This is a genomic window from Synechococcus sp. 60AY4M2 (assembly GCF_002760375.1).
GTDB lineage: Bacteria > Cyanobacteriota > Cyanobacteriia > Thermostichales > Thermostichaceae > Thermostichus.
Map to the genome: position 1 here is coordinate 1,631,310 of NZ_AUMZ01000001.1, position 22,431 is coordinate 1,653,740.

The following is a 22,431-nucleotide window of genomic DNA, read 5'->3' on the forward strand; positions in this document are numbered from 1 at the left end:
GGCCAAGCTGCAGGAGTACCTCGAGAACGGATCCCAACTGGGCTGGCTGATCGACCCGGAAAGCCAGCGAGTTTACGTCTATCGCCCCGGCCAGCCCGTCCAAGTTCTGGAGCGCCCAGCTTACCTAGAAGGGGATCCCGCCCTCCCTGGCTTTGTTGCCGATCTCAGCTTAGTTTGGGAATAATCTGCCCCGAGCTGCCCTCTTTTTCCACCAGCCCTTAACCGATGGCTATCAGCAACCACGAACTTGACACTCCCACCGCCTAAAGGCGGGGGATTTTGACGCAGTTCAAAAACGAACTCGCAAAGGCGCTGTCAAGATGCCTCTAGATAGTTCCTTGAGGCAAAGCCTCAAGGTTTTGCTTACTATCTATGATCGCGTAAGCGGGACGAAGTCCTTACAAAAGTTCGTTTTTGTTTAGCGTTGCGTAGCGGAACAGCTTACCTCCGAGGAGCGCCATCGCTTTGCCTTCCTAGGCTCGGATTACGCTCCTCTGTGGACGATCTGGTTGCTTTGCAAGCCACGCTGCAGAAGTACCTCGACAACGGCGCCCAACTGGGCTGGCTAATTGACCCGGAAAGCCGAAGAATCTACATCTATCGTCCCGGCCAGCCAGTACAAGTCCTGGAGCGCCCAGCTTATCTGCAAGAGGATTCTCTGGCTTTGCCCTGGATCTCGCAACCCAACTCTGCTCTCAAAATGAGCAAAGCTCTGTATTCCGGAAAACGGTCAAGTATCACACCAGCAAGCAATAATGAGGGCAAGGCCCAGGGATCCCGACGGAGGTAAGCCTATAGGGATGAGATGTGTAGAGCAAACCCCCAGCAAGCGCGTTTGTCTAGAGCCTGGGGTTCCGCTGGTGGCTGCTGGCGTTATTTTCTTTGTGGCGCTGGCTTTGTGTTCCCTGATTTGGCTTTTTCAGGGGGGATCGCCGTTTCACTTGCCATCGGCTTGATCAGGATACAGTCACCTCTGAAGTGGTCTTTCAACCACTGCTGCCTTTACCAAAACAGATCGAGTTTTATTATGATGTAAGAGGAGCCCGAGTCAAAACTGAAACTCGAACAGACTCCGAAGGAGACGAGACAACCTATTACTACGTTACTCTCATAACTCCTGCAGGAGAAACAAAAGCTTGGTCAGCCGCCAGCGAGAGCGACGCTCGACAACTGGCAACCAAGATCCAATCGTTTCGGATGAGTGCAGAGAGTCAGCTCTTGGTGGCCAGCGATAGTTTTAACTCAGGAGATTTGTTTGCTGCACTTCTACTTTCTCTCCCAGCAGGAATGGTAGGTCTATCGCTAATACCTAAGCTAGGAAGCCGTCGGCTGACCTTTGACCGCTCCTTCTACCAGATCTTGGAGGAGCACCTCACTCCCTTTGGAATAAGGGGGCGGAAAGCTTATTCCTTCAGAGATGTTCAGCAAGTTGTAGTTGAGAGGTCAACAGATTCCGATGGCGATAGTTATTTTTCGGTGAAGGTGAATTTGGCATTGGGAGAGCCTTTATTGTACCTAGGCTTTGGTTCTGATGATAGCAAGGCAAGGGCGGAAGCAGAGCAATTGGGCCAGCTTTTGGGGTGTCCGGTAAAGCTGCCGGAGGCAACGTCTTAGGCTCAGTTTATTCTGAGCCCCCACTTGGTTTTTTGGGGACAAGTCTGGCCAAAGCTGAGACAATAACACCTGTCCACACGCTCAAGGGGATCCCCTGTGCTGCCGAAAGCTGCTCTGTGGATTTTGGGCCTGGGCCTGCTTCTGCGCTGCTTGGTGGCTGCTCTGTTGCCACCGGGCTTTGACGAAGCCTACTACTACCTCTACACCCGCCATCTGGACTGGAGCTATTTTGACCATCCGCCGCTGGTGGCCTGGACAACGGGCTTGGGGCCTGTTTTGACGGGGCAGGTGTCGGCTTTTTCGATTCGACTGGGATCCCTGCTGGCCTACACCGGCTCTTCCCTGTTGCTTTACCTGACGGCGACGCGACTTTTTTCGCCACAGGCGGGGCTGATCACCCTGGCAACCATCAGCATCGCCCCCATTTTCTGGATTGGGTTTGGGGTGCTGACCCTGCCGGATAGCCCGCTGATGGTGTTTACGGCGGCAACCCTGTGGGTGGCTGCCCAGGAGTTTTTTCCGGCTCCCTTGGCGGAGGGGAAATTGGGGGTCTATGGGGCAGCGCGCTACCGACCGGGGCCGCGGCTGGCGCTGATTGGGCTCTTGGTGGGGCTGGCCTGCCTGGGCAAATACCACGGCCTGGCGCTGGGGTTTGGCCTGGTGCTCTTTTGTCTGCTCAGCCCGGCCCACCGCTGCGCTCTTCGGTCGGGATGGGCGCTCTTGGCGGTGGTGGGGTTTTTGGCGGCCTTCAGCCCCGTTTTAATCTGGAACACCCAACAGGATTGGGTCTCCTTCCGCTTCCAGGGGGGGCGAGCAGTGCCGGAGGCAGGGTATCAACTGCAGGAGCTGGGGCTGACGGTGCTGCAGGAGATGGGGTACCTTTTCCCGACCTTGGGGATCCCTCTGCTGGGGCTGAGCTTGGCCGAGGGTGGGCGGGTGGGGCTGGCGCTGGTTCAGGGAAGACGCCTCACGGATCAGGAGCTGAAACAGCTTTTAATCTTGGCCTGTGGGCTGCCGCTGGTGTTGGCTTTTACCTTCATGGGAGGCTACCGGCCCATCCTCCCCACCTGGCCCATGCCGGGGTTTTGGGTGCTGAGCTTGCTGTTGGGATCCCGCTGGGAACGGTGGCCAGGAGCAAGGCAGCTCTTGGCGGGGACGGCGGTGGCAGTGGGCCTGTTGGTGGCAGTGGGGCTGGCCCATGTGCGCTACGGCCTCCTCCAGGATCCCGGCGGGCTGGGCCTGTGGCCGGTGGAACGGGATCCCTCGACTCAGCTGATTGACATCGAACAGTTGCGGCGGCAGTTTCAGACGGATCCCCGCTTGGCCCAGGCTCTTGCAGAGGCGGATTTTATCTTCACCAACGTTTACTTTTTGGGCGGGCAGATCGGCATGGCCTTGGCGCCGCTGACGGAGAAGCCCCTCACCTGCCTGGATGAAGATCTGCGCGGCTTTGCCTTTTGGTCCCAACCTGAAGACTGGCTGGGCAAAGATGGGCTGCTGGTCACCTCCCAGCTGTTTTGGCCAAGAGCAGGGATCCAGGCTGTCTACGGCACCTACTTTGAACAAATTGAGCCAGTGGCAGAGGTTCCCCTGCGGCGGGCGGGCGCGGTGGCGCAAACCTTTCAGGTGTACCTGGCTCGGCAGATGCGCCAACCCTATCCCCGTCCCTACTCCCGCTTGCGCTAGCAGCCACAGCGAGATACCTTTGGGTTCAACGCAAGAAAAGACAGTCTGGAGAGCATTAGGCAAATTTTGGGCAGCAAGGTTATTCGGTTGGATCTCTAGGAAAGCATACTGGTACTTTGACGACGAATCTAAGGGCATCTAGGCCGAGGCCTTTGTGAGAGGGATGAGCGAAATGCTGGGTAAGCCAACTCATCAAGGCCGGCTTGCTCACCCCGGAAGACTGCGAGCCGTCGCCGGATGGAGCATGGGATCCCTGGCCAAAAAGCTGTTTTTGGGTGAGCTGGAGCGCCGCTTCTGCGAGCCTTTGCTTTACCCTCCGCAATCGCGTCGCCTAGCCCTGAGCCAAATCGTGCTGGAGCAAGCCCGCTGGCTGGGCCGTTGCCTGGTGAGCGGCAACCTAGAGTACGAAGCAATGGAGCTGCGCTGAGGCTATGGTTGGTTTGCTACGACGTGGTGGACGATAAGCGCCGACAACAGTTGGCCAAGCGCCTGGAACAGTGCTGCCAGCGAGCGCAATACTCCGTTGTTGAATGCCCCCTGGACACTGCCGAGCTGGAAAAGTCGTGGCTGCCTCTGCTCAACCTCGAGGAAGATAGCCTGCAGGCCTACCCTCTGGATGCCACCGCCAAACGACGTACCAAGGTCTTCGGCGGGCCTCTCCCCTACGAGCCGCCGGACTACCTTATTTTGTGAGGTTCTCAGCTTAGCCGAGATTGTAAAGTTTTGGGGCCGATCCATCGGGGGGAGCCATTGCTAGCTTTTTTTGCGGGTGCCATAAGATCTAGTAGCTTTTGCCGGGATTGGCGGGAAAATGCAGCATGACGTCCCCAAAAGAGCGAATTTTCTGAGTTGCGCTTATTCGGGGAAGCGAGGTTAACATCTGTGGCGGGAAGTCTCGGTACTTCCTCGCGAGCGCACCTTGAAAACCTCATGAGTTCAGGCTTTTCCGGGAGTAGGGTTGATCCCTACCTTTTCCCCGCAAGGGGAAGGGGTTGGATTTGGTGACAGATTGAGAACTGTCCTGGGGGTGTCTTGGGAAAAAGCCCAAGTTTACTAGACTGTAAATGTGATTTAGGGTACAGATTTATGACTACTGTCTCCGCTGCTGCTACCCCCGCTGGGACGACGCTGCTCGACATCTGGCAAGTCCTGGCCGAAAAGTTTGCCGATTACACTGCCCTCAGGGATCCCCATGCCCAGCCGGTCTTTGAGATTTCTTACGGGCAGCTCTTTCGCCGCATTCAGATCTTGGCTGCCGGTTTGCAGGCTTTGGGCATTCGGCCTGGGGATCGGGTGGCCATTTTTGCCGACAATTCCCCCCGCTGGCTGATGGCAGATCTGGCCACGCTGTTTACGGGAGCAGTCAATGTGCCGCGCAGCGCCGTGGCGGATCCGGCGGAGCTGGGCTACATTTTGCGCCATTCCGGCAGCACCGCTTTGATTGCCCAGGATGCGAAGACCCTAAGCCGGGTGCGGCCGGTTGTGCAGGAGCTGGGCCTGGAGCGGCTGCTGTTGCTTTCCGATGAAGAAGAGCCGGGGGTATTGAATTTTTCTCAGTGGCTGCAAAAAGGCCGGGAGCGCCGCTACGAGCCGCCGCGGCTGGAGCGATCCCAGTTGGCCACCATCATCTACACTTCTGGCACTTCCGGTCGGCCCAAGGGGGTGATGCTCAGCCACGGCAACCTGATGCACCAGGTGGAGAACTTGGGCGCGGTCGTACAGCCCCAACCGGGGAACAAGGTGTTGAGCATTCTGCCCACTTGGCACTCTTATGAGCGGGCTTGCGAGTATTTTCTCCTTAGTCGCGCCTGCACGCTGGTCTATACCAGCCCCCGCTTTATCAAACAAGATTTTCAACAGGAGCAGCCCCACTATTTGGTGGCAGTGCCGCGCATTTGGGAAACCGTTTATGAAGGGATCCAGCGGCAATTTAAGGAAAAAAGCCCCCTGATGCAGCGGCTGATCCGCACCTTGATGGCGGCCAGCGAAGGCTACGTGCTCGCCGGGCGGATTGCCGGCAACCGGTCGATTTTACACTACGGCGTCAGCCCGTGGGTGCGCCTGGGGGCCCGCCTGCAACAGGGGCTGCTCTGGCCTGTCCACCGCCTGGCCGATGCGCTGATCTACCGCAAGGTGCGGCAGGCTTTGGGCCCCAATTTTCAACAGGCCATCAGCGGCGGCGGATCCCTGCCCGCCTACCTGGATCTGTTTTACGAGGTGGTGGGCATTTCCATCCTCAATGGCTACGGCCTAACGGAAACCTCGCCGGTGCTGTGCGCGCGGCGTCCTGACAACAACGTGCGCGGTACGGCTGGCCCACCGCTGCCAGGGACGGAGTTTCGCATTGTCGATCCGGAAACCCGGCAGCCCTTGCCCCCTGGCCAAAAGGGGTTGATCCTGGCCCGTGGCCCGCAGGTGATGATGGGCTACTACAACAATCCAGAAGCCACCGCTAAAGTTCTCAGCTCTGATGGCTGGTTTGAAACCGGGGATCTGGGCTGGCTCACTCCCGACGGCCAACTGGTGATCACCGGCAGGGCCAAGGACGTGATCGTGCTGCTTAACGGCGAAAATGTCGAGCCGCAGCCGCTGGAAGATGCCTGCCTGCAATCCCCCTACATCAGCCAGATCGTGATCGTCGGGCAAGACCAAAAGAAACTGGCCGCCCTCATCTACCCCAACCTCGATGCCCTTAAGGCTTGGGCCGCTGAGCAAGGGATCCCGGCTGCGGAGGCCGAGCTCTTGGGCCACCCGCAGGTGCGCACGTTGATTTTGCAGGAGGTGCGGGCCCGCATCCAAGAGCGTCCTGGCTACCGGCCCCACGAGCAAATTGCCGACTTCCGCTTTTTGCCAGAGCCCCTGAGCGTGGAAAACGGCCTCATGACCCAGACGCTGAAAATTAAGCGTAACCCGGTGGCCGAGCGCTACGCCCACCTCATCCAGGAGATGTATCCGACAGGGAGCTAAGTTTGGGATCCCCGCTGTTGCTCCAGGTAGCGCCGGAAGGTCTCCGGGGGAATGGCCCCCCGGTAGGCGCCGCAGTAGTAGAGGGTGAGCACCGCCTTGTAGGCCCAATCGGTCGGCACCACGTCTGGGAAGGGGCTGGGCAAGGTGTCTGCCTGGTTGGCGGCGCAGGCTTGCAAGATCTGCTCTGTAGTGAGCTGTTCGGCCAGATCGGGGGGCAGCTCCCGCAGGTTGGCCTGGGCAAAAGCCGCTCCAGATAGGCTCAAACTGGAGAGAGCTGCCCCCACAAGAGCTGGGGTGAAGAGGTGTTGCACTTTCATTGGGAAATGAACGACGAGGAGAAATCGGCCGGGTATGTCCCTTCTCTAGGGTAGTACGGACGAAAAGAGCGTTTGGATCTAGAGCGTTTGGATCTGGATAGAAGTCTCAGACGCTCTGTTCCCAGATTAAGATGCAAAAAACCCCGGAAGCAAAAGGAGGGGACAGGATCCCCGAACGGCCAATTCTCTCTTTACGGGGGTGATGAAGTGTTGAAAGCGCGATAGGTCGAGGCCGATGAGCTCATCCAAAAGGCCGAGTTTTGACAGCCTGGATCCGCCGGATCCAAAGCTAATCGATGCCTGTGTGCACTGTGGGTTTTGTCTGACCACCTGCCCCAGCTACCGCGTCCTCGGCAAGGAGACAGACTCGCCGCGGGGGCGCATCTACCAGATGGACGCCCTCAATCAAGGCCAAATCTCTCTCTCGGCAGCAGTGGTTTCCCATTTCGATACCTGCCTGGGCTGTCTGGCCTGCGTTACCGCCTGTCCTTCGGGGGTGCGCTACGACCGGCTGATCGCCGCCACCCGCCCGCAGATCGAGCGCAACCACCGCCGCAACCTTTGGGATTGGCTGTACCGCCAGTTCATCTTCTGGCTCTTCCCCTACCCGGCGCGGCTGCGGCCTCTGCTCTGGCCCCTTTGGCTCTACCAAAAAATGGGGGTCGGCGCCTGGATCCGCCAAGGGCTGGCGAAGGTCTCCCCGCGCCTGGCGGCCATGGAATCCCTCTTGCCCCCTCTTGAGGTGGGGCAACTGCTGCCCAAGCGCTACCCGGAGCGGATCCCGGCGGTGGGCGAACGCCGCTTTCGCGTGGGGCTGCTCCTCGGCTGCGTGCAGCGCCTGTTTGCCCCGCAGGTGAATGAGGCCAGCATTCGCGTCTTGACCCACAACGGCTGTGAGGTGGTGATCCCGCCCGCCCAGGGCTGTTGTGCGGCCTTGCCCCACCACCAAGGGCAACTGCAGCAGGCAGAAGCCCTGGCCCGCCAGATGGTGGATGCTTTTGCCGGCTACGAGTTGGATGCCATTTTGGTGACTGCCTCCGGCTGCGGCCACACCCTCAAGGAGTACGGCCACCTTTTGGCCAGGGATCCCGACTACCAAGAGAAAGGGGCTCAGTTTGCGGCCAAAGTCAAGGATATCCAGGAGTTTCTGGCGCAGGTAGGGCTGACCGCTCCCCTGTACCCCCTGCAGCCGGATCCCTTGGTGCTGGCCTATCAGGATGCCTGCCACATGCTGCACGGGCAGCGCCTCAGCCAGGAGCCGCGACAACTGCTGCGGCAAATTCCCGGGCTGGAGCTGCGGGATCCTGTCGATGCCGCCCTCTGCTGCGGCAGCTCCGGCGTCTACAACCTGCTGCAGCCCGAGGTGGCCGACGAGCTGGGATCCCAGAAGGTGGCCAACCTGCTCAACACCGGCGCCCAGGGGATCGTCTCCGCCAATATCGGCTGCCGCCTGCAGCTCCAGAAGCACCTGCGTCTGCAAGGCAAGGCCGGGATCCCCATTTATCACCCGATGGAACTCCTGGATCGCGCTCTCCGACCGCCCACTCCTCCTTCTAGCTAGAGCTTGAGGGCGGCACGGGGATCATAGGACTGAACCCGCTGCAGCTTTTCGTAGAGCTCCCGCTCCTCCTCCGAAACACGGGTGGGCAAATAGATCTGAACTACCGCGTAGAAATCGCCCCGCTCTCCATTGCCCTTGGGAAAACCCCTCTCTGCCAAGCGCAACTTTCGCCCCGGCTGCATGCCGGGTGGGATCCGCAGCTTCACCACTCCATCCAAGGTGGGCACCTCCACCTGGGCGCCCAAGACGGCCTCGCTGGGGCTGATGGGCAAATCGCAGTAGACGTCAAACCCCTCAAGGCGGTAGAAGGGGTGCTCCTTCAGCTCGATCTTGAGGTACAGGTCGCCGGCGCCGCCGTTGGGTTTGGGGTGGCCTTGGCCGCGCAGGCGAATCCGCTTCCCTGGCGTCATCCCTGCTGGGATGTTGACCTCGAGCACGCGATCCCCGCCCACCCGTAGGCGGCGTCTGCCCCCTTCAAAAGCTTCGGGAATGGTGAGCTGGATGGTGGCCTCCGCATCGTAGTTGGCGTTGCCAGCGGAGCTACTGCTGCGATCCGCACCTGAGTTGCGCACCCGGCCCAGCAGTTGATCGATGAAGTCTTGAAAATCCTCAAATTGGCTGAAATCGACGCCACTGCCAAAACCGCTTCCCCCAAAGTCTTCGCTGAAGGAGCTGTCGCCAAAAGGGCTGCTGCTGTAAGGCTGGCTGTAGGTATCCCGCCGGTAGCGGAACCCGCCCTGCTGGTGGTACTGGCCAAATTGGTCGTATTGCCTGCGTTTGCCGGGATCCGAGAGAACTTCGTAGGCTTCGTTGATCTCCTTAAACTTCTCTTCGGCAGCTTTGTTGTTCGGGTTAACATCCGGGTGATATTTTCGGGCCAGGCGCCGATAGGCCTGCTTGATCTCGTCGGCGGTGGCCGTCTGGCTGACCCCCAAAATCTTGTAGTAGTCCTTGAAATTTTGCATGGAGGCGTCCGCAGGCAAGTCACTGAGAAGGGTCAGAAAACCAAGAGGCCAGGCATCAAGGGATCCCTCCCTCTGACCTGTTGACGAAAAGAGAAAGAGGCGGGCTAGACGCTATCGCCCATCCCGTCCCTCCCCATTATCGATGCTCCAGACAAAGGCGGGATCCGCCCTGCGGGCCCCAGGGGGATCCCATTGTCGTTACTTGCTCTCGGTGAAGTCGGCGTCGATGACGTCGTCGCTGCCGCCGGAGGTTGTCCCAGAGGTGGAGCTGGAAGCGGCGCCGGGCTGCTGATAGAGCTCGCTGCTCATGGCGTAGAGGGCCTCTTGCAGCTCCCGCTCTTTGCTCTGGATGGCGCTGTCGTCGTCCCGCTGGATGGCCTCCCGCAGCTCTCGCACCAGGGTCTCGATTTGGCTGCGCTTGCTGGCGGAGACCTTGTCTCCCAGCTCCTTCAACTGCCGCTCAGCCTGGTAGGCCAGCGAGTCGGCCTTGTTGCGGCGCTCGATTTTCTCGCGGCGGGCGCGGTCTTCGGCAGCGTATTTTTCCGCCTCGGCGATCATCCGCTCCACCTCTTTGCTATCCAGCGTGGAGGCGCCGGTAATGGAAATGCTCTGCTCCTTGCCGCTGCCCTTGTCTCTGGCCGTCACTTTGAGGATGCCGTTGGCGTCGATGTCGAAGGTCACCTCGATCTGCGGCACACCGCGGGGAGCCGGCGGGATCCCGTCCAGCTTGAAGCGGCCCAGGGACTTGTTGTCGCGAGCCAACTCCCGCTCCCCTTGCACCACGTGGATTTCCACCGAGGTCTGCCCATCTTCGGCGGTGGAGAAAATCTCCGACTTGCGGGTGGGGATGGTGGTGTTGCGCGGGATCAGCTTGGTGGCGATACCGCCCAGGGTTTCCACCCCCAAAGACAAGGGGGTGACATCCAGCAACAGCACGTCTTTGACCTCGCCCGCCAGCACGCCAGCTTGGATGGCAGCACCCACGGCCACCACCTCGTCGGGGTTGACAGTTTGGTTGGGCTCTTTGCCCAGCAGCTCCTTCACCAGCCGCTGCACCGCCGGGATGCGGGTGGAGCCGCCCACCAGCACCACTTCGTTGATGTCGGCCTTGGTGAGCTTGGCATCCCGCAGGGCCTGCTCCACCGGCCCTTTGCAGCGCTCCAGCAAGTCGGCGCAGAGGTGTTCAAACTGGGCGCGGGAGAGCTTCAACTCCAGGTGCTTCGGACCATCGGCCGTGGCGGTGATGAAGGGCAGGTTGATGGTAGTCTCGGAGACGCTGGACAGCTCGATCTTGGCCTTCTCGGCGGCTTCCGTCAGCCGCTGCAGGGCCTGCCGGTCTTGCCGCAGGTCGATCCCTTCCATTCGCTTGAACTCTTCGGCCATCCAGTCGACGATCTTCTTGTCGAAGTCGTCGCCACCCAACTGGGTATCGCCGCTGGTGGCCTTCACCTCGAAGACGCCATCCCCCACCTCCAGAATGGAGACGTCGAAGGTGCCACCGCCCAAGTCGAAGACGAGGATGGTCTCGTTGTTGCGCTTGTCCAAGCCATAGGCCAAGGAAGCCGCCGTCGGCTCGTTGATGATGCGCAGCACTTCCAAGCCGGCGATCCTCCCGGCATCTTTGGTGGCCTGCCGCTGCGAGTCGTTAAAGTAGGCCGGGACAGTAATGACGGCTTGGGTGACCGGTTGGCCTAGGTAGCGGCTGGCGTCTTCTACCAGCTTGCGCAGCACCATGGCCGAGATCTCTTCGGGGGCAAATTCCTTGTTCATGCGGGGTGAGTACAACTTGACATTGCCCCGCTCATCCCGCCGCACCTGGTAGGAGACCCGCTTGGCATCGACGTTCAGCTCATCGTACTTGCGCCCGATGAACCGCTTGACCGAGTAAAAAGTGTTCTCGGGGTTGAGCACCGCTTGGCGACGGGCCATCTGGCCCACCAGGCGCTCCCCATCTTTGGTGAAAGCGACCACTGAGGGTGTGGTGCGAGTACCCTCAGCATTGGGGATAACGGTGGGGACACCCCCCTCCATTACGGCGACAACCGAGTTGGTTGTGCCCAAGTCAATTCCTACAACTTTTCCCATCGGCTCCTTGTTCTCCTTTTGTTCAAGACGTGACCTCGGCTACCGCCGCCAGGCTGTATGAAGTAGCTTGGGCAGCCAATCCGTGAAAATTCAGCAGGTATTTAGCCGTTTCCTAGGTCGATCCTAACCAGCAGGGCATCTGGGTCAGGGCGAGAATGCCGCCCATTTCTGGCGACTGGAAGGCAGAACAGTTACGGATCTCCGTACCTGCCGCGGCCTTGCTTCCAGGACCGGTTGGGGCAAGGGCGGCTAGCTCTGGATAAGCTGCAGGGCTTCCAGGCTGCGGGCTACAACGGTTTCGGCCAAGGGCAGGTAGTCCATCTCTGCGGCCAGAGCTTGTCCCTCGCTGAGGGCCCAGCGCAGCACTGCCCGCAGGGCGTTGGCCATGGCGGGATCCCGATACTGGCGGTAGGCCAGGATCCAGGTGTAGGTGACGATGGGGTAGGCCCCCGCGCCGGCGGGATCGGGCACAAAAGCCCGCAGGTTGTCGGGCAGCTCGATTTCGCTCAGGGCCAGGGCCGAGGCTTCCGGGGTGGGGAGGACGAACTCGCCGCGGCGGTTTTCCAGGGCCGCCACCGACAGATCCAGGTCGCGGGCATAGACCGATTCCACATAGCCGATCACCCCTTCGCTGAGGAGCATCTGGGCGCTCATGCCTTCGTTGCCTTTCACCCCAATGCCCACCGGCCACTCCAGGGACATGCCGACGCCGATCTCGGAGGCCCAGGTGGGGTCGATGGCGGCCAGGTGGCGGGTAAAGGTGTCGGTGGTGCCGCTGCCGTCGGAGCGGTAGCAGACGGCGATGGGCAGGTCGGGGATCTCCAGGTCGGGGTTGAGGGCCAAAATCTGCGGATCCCGCCACTGGGTAATTTGGCCGCGGAAGATCTGCACCAACACCGAGCGGGACAGTTTGAGGCCGGAGCGGATCCCGGGCAGGTTGTAGCCGACGGCAATGCTGCCTGCCGTCATCGGGATCATGACCACGCCCCGCTTGACTTCGGCAATTTCGGCATCGGTCATGGCCACGTCGCTGGCGGCAAAGTCCACCGTCTGGTCGATAAATTGGCGGATGCCGGCGGCGCTGCCCACCGGCTGGAAGTTGATTTCGACTTTGGGATCCACCTGGCGGTAGTCGGAAAACCAGCGCAAATACAGGGGAGCCGGGAAGGTGGCCCCGGCCCCGTTGATCAACAAGGTCTCAGCGGCAAGCTGGCTGTCGGCAACAGGGCCAGCCTGCCCAGAACGGGATCCCCTTTGGCAGGCGCTCAGGCCAGCAGCAGCCAGCAACGACAGCAGCATTTCTCGGCGGCGAAGGCGGGGCAGTTGCACCATAGCTGAGGCGCTCCAAGCTCTCCGCCCCGATCCTTGTCTTGCCTACGGAGCCCTGTCAAGGGTGGCCATCCTGAGCTCTGGGAAGCACCAGAGGGGACAACCTTCCGCAAAAGGCAGCTTCTTCCCTCCACCAACTTGTCGCCGATCCTTGCAGGATTCGCTGCGCTCTTGGGCAACAGTTGGGATCCCAACCCCGCTTCTGGATCCAGAGTAAAAAACGAAGCTTGAGCGAGAAAAACAAAGAAAAACAGCGAAAAAAAGAGAACGAGAGAGTTGAGTTCTGCAGCAACTGCAGAGGGATCCTCAGGCCAAAGCCTTATCTGGCAAGGCTTAGCCGGTTTGGGGCCGGATCCCCCCTGCCTTGGAAAAATCTTGACATATCTTGGAATAGGGCAATATATTGTGGGTTCTGTGCAGAAATCCTGCGCTGTTCACATCTCGGTATCTGGGGGACTACTATGCCGACTTTGACTCGTTCTCCCTGGACACTGCGAGACAGCGAAAAGCTCTATCGCATTTCTGGTTGGGGGGATCCCTACTTCCGTATCAACGCCGCCGGTCATGTGGAGGTAACCCCACAGGGCTCACAGCAGCAGGAAGGGGGCATCGACCTGTACCACCTGGTAACGGATCTGGTGGCGCGGGGTTTGCAGTTGCCTTTGTTGATTCGCTTTCCCGAGATCGTGGCCGACCGCATGCGGCGGATTTGTGAGAGCTTTCAGCAGGCCATCGAGCGCTTTGGCTACCCCAACGTCTACCGAGGGGTTTACCCGGTCAAGGTGAACCAGCAGCGCCACCTGGTGGAAGAGGTGGTCAAGCACGGCCGTGCCTACCACTTTGGCCTGGAGGCGGGATCCAAGCCGGAGCTGTTGATCGCCCTGGCTCTGCTGGATACACCTGGGGCTTTGTTGATCTGCAACGGCTACAAAGACCGCGACTTTATGGAAACGGCCCTCTTGGCCCAGCGGCTGGGGCGCACCCCCATCATCGTCCTGGAACGGCTGCAAGAGCTGGAGCTGGTGCTGGAGGCTGCCGACCAACTGGGCATCGACCCCATCTTGGGGGTGCGGGCCAAGCTCTCCGCCCAGGGCAGTGGCCGCTGGGGCACCTCGGCTGGGGATCGGGCCAAGTTCGGCCTCACGGCCACCGAGATGTTGCAGGTGGTGGAGCGGCTGCGGGAAGTCGGCAAGCTGCACTGTCTGCGCCTGTTGCACTACCACATCGGCTCGCAGATCTCGATGGTGAGCGTGCATGGGCGGGCCGTGCGGGAGGCCAGCCAGATCTACATCGAGCTGGTCAAGCTGGGGGCGCCGATGGGCTATCTGGATGTCGGCGGCGGCTTGGGGGTCGATTACGACGGATCCCAGTCCACCAGCCACTTTTCCCAGAGCTACAGCCTGGAAGATTACGCCGCCACCGTGGTGCAGACGGTGCTGACCGCCCTGCAGCCGCACGGGATCCAGCCGCCGGTGCTGGTGACCGAAAGCGGGCGGGCCCTGATGTCCCACCAGTCGGTGCTGGTCTTCGACATCCAGGATGTCAACGCCGCCAGCCCCTACCCCATGCCCACCCAGCTCACCTCCGATGCTGAGGTGATCCAAAAGCTGAACCAGCTCTACTACGAGATCCGGCCCGAGACCCTGGTGGCCGACTATCGCCGCTGCCAGGAGCTGAAAGAGGCCGCCCTGCGCCAATTTACCGAGGGATCCCTCAGCTTGCGGGAGCGGGCCGAGGTGGAGCGGCTGTTTTGGAACTGCTCCGACAAGATCTGCACGCTGGCCTACGAGCAGCACCAGGCGGGGCAGCCGGTGGCCGTAGATCTCCTGGATCTGGACGAGATGCTGGCCAGCATCTACTACGGCAACTTCTCCCTCTTCCAATCCCTGCCGGATAGCTGGGCCATCGACCAGGTGTTCCCCATCATGCCCATCCACCGTCTGGACGAGGAGCCGCGCCAGTGGGCCACCCTGGCCGATCTGACCTGCGACAGCGACGGCAAGATCAACCGCTTCTTTGGCGAAGACGGGCAGATCACCTCGGTTTTGCCGCTGCACGATCCCAACGGGCAGCCCTACCTGCTGGGGGTGTTTCTGGGGGGCGCCTACCAAGAAATCCTGGGGGATCTGCACAACCTGTTTGGGGACACCAACGCGGTGCACATCCGCACCCGTCCCGGCGGCTACCAAGTCACCCAAGTCATCAAGGGGGACACCATCGGCGAAGTGCTGAGCTGGGTGCAGTACAACAGCGAAGACCTGGTGGAAACCCTCCACCACGCCACCGAAGCCGCTCTGCAACGGGGGCAGATCAGCCTGGCCCAGGCCCGCGCTTTGCAGCAGCACTTTGAAGACAACCTGCGGGCCTACACCTACTTGCACCCCTAGGTTCGGGGACAGCCCCAAAGTCCAGGTCAAAACAGCAAGGGATCCCGGCCCACAACCGGGATCCTTATTTCTGGCCAAAACAAAAAAGACTGGTGGCTGGGATGCCACCAGTCTTGGTCAGTTCCCTGTGAGTGAGCTGATGCCGTCGCTGCCAACGTCTTCAACCCAGCTCCAGTCTCTGGCGTTTTCCCCCCTCTCGAGGTGATCCAGATCACTCGGCAAGAACCCCTCAGCTAGCGGCCAAGGTTAAAACAGAGGCAGGGCCTTAAAACAAGGGCAATTGCTGCTCTTCCCCTTCAGCAAGGCTTGCAGGATCTGCCTCCTCCCTGTTGGCATTTCCCTCTGACAAGGGATCTGCTGCTTCCGCCAACAACTGACGAGCAGCGGCTAGCAACTCGTTGCGCAAGGGGGCCAGATCGCTGCGGTCGGCCAGATAGTGCTCCAGGGCCGTCAGGGGCTCTAGACAACTGGGATCCAGGGCCGGCAGGCGAATGCGGCTGGGGCTGACCACGTCTGGGACGAGAGTATAGCTGAAGGCAGGGGCGAGGGCCTGGTGCAGGGTCCGCTCGTCAACGCAATCGAGCTGGTCAGGGCGGAGGCGGTAGATCAGGCGCAGGATGGAGCCGGGTACAGGGGCCTTGGCAATGGCCTCCAGCAGTTTGGCCTGCACCTCTTGGGGGGGATAGGGGGTGAGATCAAGGCGGATGGAGTGAAAGGTGCGGGTGGGCAAGGGCAAAAATTCGTAGCTCGCCCCCGTGGCCGTCACCTCTGCCAACACACAACCTTTTTCCTCTTGTTCCTCCCCAAAGTCGACTCGCTCAATGCTGCCGGGATAGATTACCAAGGGATCCCGACACAACACCTGGTGACGGTGCACATGACCCAAAGCCACGTATTGGTAGGCGGGCCGCGCCAGCAGCGACAGGGGCACCGTCACTCCCTTGCCCACCGAAAGATGCCGCTCCGTCCCGTAGCGGGCTGTATCCACCATCACATGGGCCAACAAAATCGCCGGGATCCCTGGCTGCAAAGTGCGGATCTCCCCTTCCAGAGCCAGATCGAGGCGCTGCAGGAGCTGCTGAGTGAATACTTCGGCATTGAGATCCAGGCTCTCCTGGCGGGCAAGCAGGGTGGAGCGGTTTAGCCAAGGCAAGGTGGTCACCTGCACCGGGCCGCTGCGAGTTTCAATCCAATGGGTCTGCAGCCGATCCCCCACAACGAATCCCGCCACCCCCAGAGCGCGGTAGATGGCCAAGCTGTTGCCCTCTTGCCCCTGCCCGTACTGGTCGTGGTTGCCCACCAAGAGAACGGTCGGGATCCGGGCATCGGCCAGGCGGCGAAATTGTTGGGCAAAGAGCTCTTGGTGCAGCGGCGGCGGCGTCGCGTCGGGAAAGGCATCGCCCCCAAACAGCACCAGATCCACAGCCTGATCGAGGGCATGATCAATGCATAGGCGCAAAGAAGCGACAAAATCCTCCAAACGCGTGTTCAGCCCCGTAGCTGGGTTGATGGAGCCGTAGGCCAAGCCACTGCCCAAATGAATATCGGAAAAATGCAGCAGCTTCACCATCTCAAGCAGCCTTGAAGCCCTTCCATCCGTTGCCCTCACTCCTGCCCGCCGTTTGCCTGCCTTGCCAACTTTTGGATTGGCACCCCACTCGGAGTCAGATGAGGAATCCCCGCTGAAGCTAAGCCTGTCGGCGCGGCCTGGCTCGATCCAAACGCAAAGGTCGGCCCATAAATTCCTGGCCGTTGGCGACGTCGATGGCCTCCTCTTCCTCGGCCTCCGTGGCCAAATCCACAAACGCGAAGCCCCGTGTCTGGCCCGTTTCTCGGTCTATCGGGATTGTAACCGACTTAACGTTCCACCTCTGCTGGAAGAAAGCTGCTAGCTCTTCTGTTGAGGCTTTATAGTTTAGGTTTCCCACAAAAATGGTCATGGCAATTCAAGCAAAGCAAGGCGCGAATCGGAAAGAGCGGCAACCAAAGCTCAAGGTACTTCACTTTTATCACGGGGCCCCGCCTAATCGCACAACATGACAGGATGTAAAGGGATCGCCGCTCAAAAATCTTCGCACTTTCCCATCCAAAATGTGCTTTTGTCAAACTTTACGGGCGTGTACTTTTCCCGCTCCTTTGTTGAGTTTCCCCTCCAGCTCTGGCTCGACCGGTATCCGGAGGCCCTTGTCGTTTTGTTGCAACTTGTTAAACTAGATTGTTAAGATATGTATTGTCCTGCTTGCAGTGCTTGTTGGGAGCAGCGCTGGGATATCCTAGCGCGAGTCTCTCACCTACCCTAAGAGTCTCAAGGTGACGACAATGGAGGAAACGCTAGGTCTCTCTCTGGAGCAAGAATTTCGCCAGCGGGCTTTCGAGACGCTGGTAGCTCGCATGAGCCCTGAGCAGGCCAAGGACATCCTGGTCAAGCTGCACAAGCAAATGCTGTTGCAGGAGGCCACCTACCGCCAGTTGCTGCGCCATTCTCTTGAGGTTTGATGCACGCCCTTTCGTTTCCCACCTGGTGGATTCACATTGCCAGCGTCTTGGAATGGCTGGCGGCCATTGTTTGCGTGTGGCAGTTTGGGGAGCGAACGGGCCGGCCAGAGTGGCGCGGCTTGAGCTGGGCGATGTTGCCTGCTCTGGTGGGGGCAATGTGTGCCATTACCTGGCACTGGTTTGACAACGATCCCGCCCTCAACTGGGTGGTAACTGCCCAGGCGAGCTTGACACTTCTGGGCAATTGCACTCTGGCCTGGGCTGCCTACCGCATTTGGCGGGCGGAGCAGGCGGATCAGTCCCTTGGGAGGAGGGATCCAAGCTAGGCGATGGACAGTTTGTTTGCCCTTTCTCTATTTCCCTATTTGGCCTTCTTGTTTTTCCTGTCGCGGCTCCGCCGGATCCCGCGCCTGGCTTTGATCGGGTTTTGGCTGCTGCTACTGTTTGTGGCCGTCAGCATCCCGGCAGGGTTGTATACCCAACTGCATTACGGCACTTCCCTGGCCAATGTGGATCCCTTGCATGGGGGAGCAGAGGCTTTCCTCACCCTCTCCAACATTCTGGTGGCCCTGGGCTTCAAGCAAGCCATTGACCAACAGGGATCCCCAGAGGTCGAGGAAGACAGCTCCGAGTTGTATTGACCTTCTCCCCAGTCCGGATTCTTTCTCGCTTGTCGCGAGCTACAGGGGCGGGAGACTGCCATATGTTTGTGGGGGAGGCCATAACCCCAACCTGGACCTAAGCCCAGATACTGACAACGCTGCACCCTCCCCAAACGGGGTGGGGCTGGCGAACATGGCATAGAAGGCGGCTGATCCCCAGCCCCCCTTGCATCCTCCCGTATACGGGGGGAAAGGGGGAGGACGGGGCCTGCGCCGCCAAGGTTTTGGTGATTGCAAACAAGCCCGAGCCAGTCCTTCGGCCCTACCCGCTGCCGAGCCCAAGCACTCCGTGCTGCTGACGCAACTATTCCCAGCTTCTCTGGCAGAGGCAGAGGGGAGCTGAACAGCAGACGCATCGCTTCGGCACGGCTTGGACTGAATGTAGAATGGAAGTCCAGACGGGATGTCTGCTGTTGTTTATTCTGAGAGACCTGCCGGATGGTGGCCACCCTTTCTGTCCCCAAAGCCAAGCTGAAAAACCCGCCTCTGCGCATCCATCGCATGGGTGACAAGGTGCTGCGGCAGCCGGCCAAGCGCGTCAGCCAGGTCAACGACGAGATCCGCCAGTTGGCGCGAGACATGCTGCAGACGATGTACAGCGCCGATGGCATTGGCCTGGCAGCTCCCCAGGTGGGCATTCCCAAGCGCTTGATTGTGGTAGATCTCTATCCCGATAAGCCGGAAGTGCCACCGCTGGTGCTGATCAACCCGGAGATCCGCGAGTACCTCGGCGAAGTTGTAGCCGGCCAGGAAGGCTGCCTTAGCATTCCGGGCGTCTTCTGCGAGGTCATGCGGCCGCAGGGGGTGGTGGTTTCGTTTAAGGACGAAACCGGGCGGCCCCGCACCCTCCAAGCCGACGACCTGCTGGCGCGGGTTATCCAACACGAAATCGATCACCTCAACGGTGTGCTGTTTGTGGATCACGTGGAAAACGAGCTGCTGTTGGATCAGGAGCTGCGCAAGCACGGCTTCCAGATGCAAGATGTGCAGCGCAAAAACAGCACACTTGCCACCCCTCCACCGAAACCTCGCTAGGTCATTGCCGCAGGCGCTGCGCCAAGAGCTGTTCTTCTAGAGCAGCAATGCGGTTGTAGGCAGCGGTTAGCTGGGCGCTCAGGCGCTGGATCTGGGCTTCAGGAGCAAGTTCATACGCCGGGCTGCGGTTGCTTACTACAGGGGGATCCTCCTCCAGCAAAAAGTTGTGGCTCCCATCTTCCACCAAGTCTGAGGTGAGAACGCTGTAACGGGAGGGGGCGGGGGCATTTTTTTTAGCCTCCTGCTTTGCCAGGAGAGCAGCCGCCACCTGCTCCGGCATCCGCTCGATGGCAGCTTTCAGCTCCTGAATTTGCAACTCCAGACGCTCAAAATAGTGCTGCAAGGTTTCGCTCATAGCTGCCCCGGTTCTGACTCTTTACTTTCATTGAAAGAGATAAGTTCTCGCTCCTCCCCTTCTTCCCCCAGATCATTTAACGATTAGGCGGTTGGAGCACTAAAGTCGGCTTCAGGAGTTTGCCCTATCAAGCCAGTCCTGCTGGCTGGCGTCGGCCACAATTGAGACAGGCTCTCTCCAAAGTTTTTTCCAGAGCAGGTTCCTCTCTATTTCCAGGCAAAAAATGCAGGATGCGGTTCCCCCCTCGTCACAACAGGGCTATACCTTGCCCGTGTTTGCGGTGGCTGCTGCTAAAGCCGCTCTCCGCCGCCTTCTGGGGATCCCTTTGGAGCAGGACGGCGCTCATCCTGTCATTGCAGTGCAGGTGGAGCCCCAGTTCCCTGATGTTTGCATCCGGATCCCAGTGGAGCAGGTGGCTGCTCTCTCGGAGAACACCGCTTTGGCCATTACCCGTTCGGATCCCGGCCCTCATCTGGATCTCACCCGCAACACGCCGGTCTGGGCCTGGGTGGGCTTGGAGGAACGGGATCCCGCCACTCCGCCTTTGCTCCTGGAAGCGGGAGAGGGGCTGGGGCGGCATGCTGATGGCAGCCCGGCCATCTATGCTTACGCTCGGCGCCTGTTTGAGATCAATCTTTCGCCTGGGATCCCGGATGGGTATCGCCTGCGGGTGCGCATCATCTTGCCGGAGGGAAAACTCTTGGCGGAGCGGACTTCCAATGCGGCGTTTGGGGTGCTGGAGGGACTGGCTCTCTTGGGAACGCGGGCCGAGGTGGAGCCTTCTGCCAGTGCCGAGAGCCTGGAGCGGGCCCGCCGCGAATTGCAACAGAAATTGGCCAACCACCGGCATCTGGCCTTTTGCGTGGGCAGCCATGGGCAGCAGGTGGCCTTGCGGCAAGGGATCCCAGCAGAACAAATTCTACTGGTGGCCAATTGGATCGGGCCGCTGCTGGTGGAAGCGGCATTGCGAGGGGCAGACTCGATTCATTTGATCGGCTACCACGGCAAGTTGATCAAGCTGGCGGGGGGCATTTTCACCACTTCCAGCCATGTGGCCGATGCCCGCCTGGAGATCTTGGCGGCAGCCCTCATCCGCTGCGGGGGAACAGCCGAGCAGGCGCGGCAGGTGCTGGAGCTGAGGACGGTAGAGGCAGCGGTGCAGTATCTGAAGGATCTGGGCTGGGCAGAGCCGGTGCTGCAGGAGCTTTCCCGACAAATCCGCCAGCGGGCGACAGCCTATGTGCAAAAGTATGCCGCTCGATCCCTGCCGGTGCAGGTAACCCTGTTCGATCGCCAGGGCCAGGTCTGCGCTCAGGCGGGGATCCCAGGTCGTCTCGATTGAGACAAGGACGCCGCCACCCTACCCCAATCCTGATATGGCTCCCTTTTCAGGGAAAAAAGCGAGCAAAAGAAAGCTGGAGAAGCAAAGCCGCTCCCCCAGCTCCTGCCCATCGAAGTCAGTTTGGCACTTGGATCCCAGTCCTAATTCCCGGCAATCCTAACCGTATCCACCCGCCAGCGAGTGGCTCTGCCAGAAGTTGTGCCAGAAGACCGATAGCGGAAGGCAATGTAAACACGGCCAGGAGGTTGGATCCCAGATAGAGAAATGTTTCCAGAATCCACAAATTGGCCTGTAGAGGGATTGGGAATCGTCAGGGCCGTCCAAGTGGCTGCCTGCACCGCCGCCGGAGTGCCCGCACCGTTGTAATCGGTGGAGTAAAGAACGCTTAGTTGCGGAAAAGGAACGCCGCTATCGGTAAAGGAACTCTGATTGCGGAAGGTCAGAACCGGGTTGTTGGCCGAAGCCAGGTTCAGAGGCGGAGTAATCAGCCAATCATCACCCGGTTGCTGGCCGCCGAAGGCGTTGGCCTCGGCATAGGAATTGACGCAGCGCCAAGAGCGGGTGGTGTCGCCATCCACATCCACAATCTGCCAGCCAGCGGGAGCGGGGTTGCAGTTGTCAAAGTCTTCGGTTAGAGGCAGGTTAACTGGAGGAGGTGTTGGTGTTGGAGTTGGCGTGGGCGTTGGGGTCGGCGTGGGTGTCGGGGTCGGGGTTGGCGTTGGGGTCGGTGTGGGTGTTGGCGTCGGGGTTGACGTTGGCGTCGGCGTCAGGTTCAAGCCGACGATCACCGGGTCGTGATCGGAAGAACGGAAGGGATCCGGGGCGTAAAAGAGGCTCTGCTGTGAGGCGCTCTTGAAGCTCGTGGTGTAGTCCAGGCTCACTGGCTCGTCGGCGTTGATGTGCCACTTGGCCGACCCGGTCACTTGCGGCCTCAAGCTGGCGTTGGCCAAGGCGTGATCCAGGGATCCCCACTGACCTTGGAAGCTGAAGGAATAGCTGTTGGGGCCGTTGAGGTTGGTAAATCCGCCCTCCTCCAAGACTTTGATCGGGTCTTCCTTGGCGTAGGCGTTGAGATCCCCGATAATCAGCACATCCGGATCGGTGGAGCCGGTGGGGTTGGTGGACAACCAGTTCAGGATTTCCTGGGCAGCCCGCCTGCGGTTGCCGTTGCAATTGCCCTGGAAGGGATCGTTGTCGACAGGATCACAGGGGGATCCCTTCGACTTCAAGTGGTTGACCACCACCGTGAAGATGGCGTTGTTGCTCTTCTGCCGGAAGGTGACGGCCAAGGGAGGGCGGTGGCGACGAAGCGAGGGATCTTGGGTGAGTTCCCCGGTATCCAGAAAGGCGGGGTTGGTGCCAGGCGCAATTTCAACCGTAGCCGGCTTATAGATGAAACCATTGGTACAGCCTTTTAATTTAAAATAGGGTACAGGTATTCAAGAGGAAGGAGAGAAAGGAATGCCGACTCATTCTTTGGATTTGCGGCAAAGAGTTGTAGCAGCCTATCAGGCAGGTAACACCTCCATCCGCCAGGTAGCTAAACGCTTCATGGTGACCAAAAGAACAGTACACCGCTGGGTGCGTCAGTACCAACAAACTCAAGATTTAGCCCCTAAGAAAGCAGGCA

Annotated in this window: 23 protein-coding genes; 15 read left to right on the top strand and 8 right to left on the bottom strand. The window is 60.0% G+C overall.

All coding sequences use genetic code 11. The features are described from left to right. The 7 genes from SYN60AY4M2_RS07085 to SYN60AY4M2_RS07115 all read left to right on the top strand — a co-directional run. A partial coding sequence (locus SYN60AY4M2_RS07085) for a Uma2 family endonuclease (protein WP_206336913.1) occupies positions 1 to 184 on the top strand: 184 nt, incomplete at its 5' end. 312 nt (positions 185 to 496) lie between these two features. After that, entirely contained in the window at positions 497 to 790 is a 294-nt protein-coding gene (locus SYN60AY4M2_RS07090; protein ID WP_011429059.1) for a Uma2 family endonuclease, read from the top strand. A gap of 188 nt (positions 791 to 978) precedes the next feature. After that, positions 979 to 1,614, top strand: a complete 636-nt coding sequence (locus SYN60AY4M2_RS07095; RefSeq protein ID WP_143596989.1) for a hypothetical protein — start codon at positions 979 to 981, stop codon at positions 1,612 to 1,614. Between the two features lie 96 nt (positions 1,615 to 1,710). Then, positions 1,711 to 3,300: a glycosyltransferase family 39 protein gene (locus SYN60AY4M2_RS07100; protein ID WP_011429058.1), complete on the top strand. Its 1,590-nt coding sequence runs from the start codon at positions 1,711 to 1,713 to the stop codon at positions 3,298 to 3,300. Between the two features lie 244 nt (positions 3,301 to 3,544). Then, positions 3,545 to 3,727: a hypothetical protein gene (locus tag SYN60AY4M2_RS07105; RefSeq protein WP_041438029.1), complete on the top strand. Its 183-nt coding sequence runs from the start codon at positions 3,545 to 3,547 to the stop codon at positions 3,725 to 3,727. 8 nt (positions 3,728 to 3,735) lie between these two features. Continuing rightward, entirely contained in the window at positions 3,736 to 3,993 is a 258-nt protein-coding gene (gene cas2 / locus SYN60AY4M2_RS07110; protein ID WP_240527297.1) for a CRISPR-associated endonuclease Cas2, read from the top strand. 393 nt (positions 3,994 to 4,386) lie between these two features. Next, entirely contained in the window at positions 4,387 to 6,267 is a 1,881-nt protein-coding gene (locus SYN60AY4M2_RS07115; protein ID WP_099812604.1) for an AMP-binding protein, read from the top strand. On the opposite strand, the gene SYN60AY4M2_RS07120 is transcribed toward SYN60AY4M2_RS07115, so the two are convergent. Continuing rightward, on the bottom strand, positions 6,264 to 6,584 hold the full coding sequence (locus SYN60AY4M2_RS07120; RefSeq protein ID WP_011429055.1) for a hypothetical protein: 321 nt from the start codon (positions 6,582 to 6,584) through the stop codon (positions 6,264 to 6,266). The two genes, SYN60AY4M2_RS07115 and SYN60AY4M2_RS07120, sit on opposite strands and share 4 nt — an antisense overlap. 235 nt (positions 6,585 to 6,819) lie before the next feature. Here SYN60AY4M2_RS07120 and SYN60AY4M2_RS07125 point away from each other — a divergent pair, with 235 nt between their 5' ends. Further along, a complete protein-coding gene (locus tag SYN60AY4M2_RS07125) occupies positions 6,820 to 8,145 on the top strand; it encodes a heterodisulfide reductase-related iron-sulfur binding cluster (protein ID WP_099812605.1) in 1,326 nt (441 codons plus the stop codon). Here the strand turns inward: SYN60AY4M2_RS07125 and SYN60AY4M2_RS07130 are convergent. The 3 genes from SYN60AY4M2_RS07130 to pstS form a co-directional block, all read right to left on the bottom strand. Continuing rightward, complete coding sequence (locus SYN60AY4M2_RS07130; protein WP_011429053.1) at positions 8,142 to 9,110, bottom strand: DnaJ C-terminal domain-containing protein; 969 nt, start codon at positions 9,108 to 9,110, stop codon at positions 8,142 to 8,144. The genes SYN60AY4M2_RS07125 and SYN60AY4M2_RS07130 overlap by 4 nt on opposite strands. 198 nt (positions 9,111 to 9,308) lie before the next feature. Next, positions 9,309 to 11,195, bottom strand: a complete 1,887-nt coding sequence (dnaK, locus tag SYN60AY4M2_RS07135) for a molecular chaperone DnaK (protein WP_099812606.1) — start codon at positions 11,193 to 11,195, stop codon at positions 9,309 to 9,311. Positions 11,196 to 11,444: 249 nt separating this feature from the next. Further along, entirely contained in the window at positions 11,445 to 12,527 is a 1,083-nt protein-coding gene (gene pstS / locus SYN60AY4M2_RS07140) for a phosphate ABC transporter substrate-binding protein PstS (protein WP_168173625.1), read from the bottom strand. A 458-nt stretch (positions 12,528 to 12,985) separates the two neighbouring features. Between pstS and speA the strand changes: the two genes are divergently transcribed. Continuing rightward, the gene (speA, locus tag SYN60AY4M2_RS07145) at positions 12,986 to 14,911 is read left to right on the top strand and encodes a biosynthetic arginine decarboxylase (RefSeq protein ID WP_099812607.1); all 1,926 of its coding nucleotides are present in this window, start codon (positions 12,986 to 12,988) and stop codon (positions 14,909 to 14,911) included. 265 nt (positions 14,912 to 15,176) lie between these two features. Here speA and sbcD read toward each other — a convergent pair whose 3' ends face one another. Beyond that, positions 15,177 to 16,481: an exonuclease subunit SbcD gene (gene sbcD, locus SYN60AY4M2_RS07150; RefSeq protein ID WP_011429048.1), complete on the bottom strand. Its 1,305-nt coding sequence runs from the start codon at positions 16,479 to 16,481 to the stop codon at positions 15,177 to 15,179. A 118-nt stretch (positions 16,482 to 16,599) separates the two neighbouring features. After that, complete coding sequence (locus tag SYN60AY4M2_RS07155; protein ID WP_011429047.1) at positions 16,600 to 16,851, bottom strand: RNA-binding protein; 252 nt, start codon at positions 16,849 to 16,851, stop codon at positions 16,600 to 16,602. Positions 16,852 to 17,230: 379 nt separating this feature from the next. Here SYN60AY4M2_RS07155 and SYN60AY4M2_RS07160 point away from each other — a divergent pair, with 379 nt between their 5' ends. From SYN60AY4M2_RS07160 to def, 4 genes are all read left to right on the top strand, one after another. Beyond that, a complete protein-coding gene (locus SYN60AY4M2_RS07160) occupies positions 17,231 to 17,407 on the top strand; it encodes an NblA/ycf18 family protein (protein WP_011429045.1) in 177 nt (58 codons plus the stop codon). Continuing rightward, positions 17,407 to 17,733, top strand: a complete 327-nt coding sequence (locus tag SYN60AY4M2_RS07165; protein ID WP_011429044.1) for a DUF2499 domain-containing protein — start codon at positions 17,407 to 17,409, stop codon at positions 17,731 to 17,733. Before SYN60AY4M2_RS07160 ends, SYN60AY4M2_RS07165 begins: the two co-directional genes overlap by 1 nt. A gap of 3 nt (positions 17,734 to 17,736) precedes the next feature. Continuing rightward, positions 17,737 to 18,048, top strand: a complete 312-nt coding sequence (locus SYN60AY4M2_RS07170) for a DUF3593 domain-containing protein (protein WP_099812608.1) — start codon at positions 17,737 to 17,739, stop codon at positions 18,046 to 18,048. 459 nt (positions 18,049 to 18,507) lie between these two features. Continuing rightward, positions 18,508 to 19,104, top strand: coding sequence for a peptide deformylase (gene def, locus SYN60AY4M2_RS07175; RefSeq protein ID WP_099812609.1), 597 nt, complete (start codon positions 18,508 to 18,510; stop codon positions 19,102 to 19,104). 1 nt (position 19,105) lies between these two features. On the opposite strand, the gene SYN60AY4M2_RS07180 is transcribed toward def, so the two are convergent. Beyond that, positions 19,106 to 19,459 (bottom strand): hypothetical protein, encoded by a 354-nt coding sequence (locus tag SYN60AY4M2_RS07180; protein ID WP_011429041.1) that lies wholly within the window; start codon positions 19,457 to 19,459, stop codon positions 19,106 to 19,108. 223 nt (positions 19,460 to 19,682) lie between these two features. Here SYN60AY4M2_RS07180 and cbiD point away from each other — a divergent pair, with 223 nt between their 5' ends. Next, on the top strand, positions 19,683 to 20,801 hold the full coding sequence (gene cbiD, locus SYN60AY4M2_RS07185; RefSeq protein ID WP_011429040.1) for a cobalt-precorrin-5B (C(1))-methyltransferase CbiD: 1,119 nt from the start codon (positions 19,683 to 19,685) through the stop codon (positions 20,799 to 20,801). A 140-nt stretch (positions 20,802 to 20,941) separates the two neighbouring features. Here cbiD and SYN60AY4M2_RS07190 read toward each other — a convergent pair whose 3' ends face one another. After that, positions 20,942 to 22,090 (bottom strand): choice-of-anchor J domain-containing protein, encoded by a 1,149-nt coding sequence (locus SYN60AY4M2_RS07190; RefSeq protein WP_240527762.1) that lies wholly within the window; start codon positions 22,088 to 22,090, stop codon positions 20,942 to 20,944. Between the two features lie 172 nt (positions 22,091 to 22,262). Between SYN60AY4M2_RS07190 and SYN60AY4M2_RS07195 the strand changes: the two genes are divergently transcribed. Continuing rightward, on the top strand, positions 22,263 to 22,431 hold a 169-nt coding region (locus SYN60AY4M2_RS07195), incomplete at its 3' end, for a helix-turn-helix domain-containing protein (RefSeq protein WP_143597316.1).

Excerpts from the sequence above, each read along its gene's own strand:
- SYN60AY4M2_RS07105 (WP_041438029.1), top strand. The coding sequence starts at position 3,545 with ATGGGATCCCTGGCCAAAAAGCTGTTTTTGGGTGAGCTGGAGCGCCGC.
- SYN60AY4M2_RS07115 (WP_099812604.1), top strand. The coding sequence starts at position 4,387 with ATGACTACTGTCTCCGCTGCTGCTACCCCCGCTGGGACGACGCTGCTC.
- SYN60AY4M2_RS07120 (WP_011429055.1), bottom strand. The coding sequence starts at position 6,584 with ATGAAAGTGCAACACCTCTTCACCCCAGCTCTTGTGGGGGCAGCTCTC.
- SYN60AY4M2_RS07125 (WP_099812605.1), top strand. The coding sequence starts at position 6,820 with ATGAGCTCATCCAAAAGGCCGAGTTTTGACAGCCTGGATCCGCCGGAT.
- SYN60AY4M2_RS07130 (WP_011429053.1), bottom strand. The coding sequence starts at position 9,110 with ATGCAAAATTTCAAGGACTACTACAAGATTTTGGGGGTCAGCCAGACG.
- dnaK (WP_099812606.1), bottom strand. The coding sequence starts at position 11,195 with ATGGGAAAAGTTGTAGGAATTGACTTGGGCACAACCAACTCGGTTGTC.
- pstS (WP_168173625.1), bottom strand. The coding sequence starts at position 12,527 with ATGGTGCAACTGCCCCGCCTTCGCCGCCGAGAAATGCTGCTGTCGTTG.
- speA (WP_099812607.1), top strand. The coding sequence starts at position 12,986 with ATGCCGACTTTGACTCGTTCTCCCTGGACACTGCGAGACAGCGAAAAG.
- sbcD (WP_011429048.1), bottom strand. The coding sequence starts at position 16,481 with ATGGTGAAGCTGCTGCATTTTTCCGATATTCATTTGGGCAGTGGCTTG.
- SYN60AY4M2_RS07155 (WP_011429047.1), bottom strand. The coding sequence starts at position 16,851 with ATGACCATTTTTGTGGGAAACCTAAACTATAAAGCCTCAACAGAAGAG.
- SYN60AY4M2_RS07160 (WP_011429045.1), top strand. The coding sequence starts at position 17,231 with ATGGAGGAAACGCTAGGTCTCTCTCTGGAGCAAGAATTTCGCCAGCGG.
- SYN60AY4M2_RS07165 (WP_011429044.1), top strand. The coding sequence starts at position 17,407 with ATGCACGCCCTTTCGTTTCCCACCTGGTGGATTCACATTGCCAGCGTC.
- SYN60AY4M2_RS07170 (WP_099812608.1), top strand. The coding sequence starts at position 17,737 with ATGGACAGTTTGTTTGCCCTTTCTCTATTTCCCTATTTGGCCTTCTTG.
- def (WP_099812609.1), top strand. The coding sequence starts at position 18,508 with ATGGTGGCCACCCTTTCTGTCCCCAAAGCCAAGCTGAAAAACCCGCCT.
- SYN60AY4M2_RS07180 (WP_011429041.1), bottom strand. The coding sequence starts at position 19,459 with ATGAGCGAAACCTTGCAGCACTATTTTGAGCGTCTGGAGTTGCAAATT.
- cbiD (WP_011429040.1), top strand. The coding sequence starts at position 19,683 with ATGCAGGATGCGGTTCCCCCCTCGTCACAACAGGGCTATACCTTGCCC.